Source organism: Monashia sp. HAY1-5C, assembly GCF_056755255.1.
Genome location: NZ_JBPGXG010000834.1, coordinates 1 through 232 on the forward strand (window position 1 = coordinate 1; position 232 = coordinate 232).

Sequence of the window (232 nt, forward strand, 5' to 3'; positions counted from 1 at the left end):
ATATGGGCCTAATAAAACCTGTGGTACCAAAGGTGCTCCAATACGATGTAATTACGCAGGTGTACAGCCTTTTCCAAACCAAACAGGATTACAGATTGGTCTGACGACTAATTCCGGTGCATGGAGTCCAGCATTGAATGTTGTAGCAGGCGAAAGCTATTATCTCGTTGTAGATAACTGGTCTGGTGCAAATGCGGCGATACCTTTTTCAATGACTTGGGGTGGTACCGCT

The 232-nt window shown here is 45.3% G+C and carries 1 protein-coding gene; it reads left to right on the top strand.

Going from position 1 to position 232, the window contains the following annotated elements:
* Window positions 1-232, top strand: a 232-nt coding sequence (locus tag ACR9ZK_RS23695) for a hypothetical protein (protein ID WP_481344355.1), incomplete at both ends; no start/stop codon positions are given.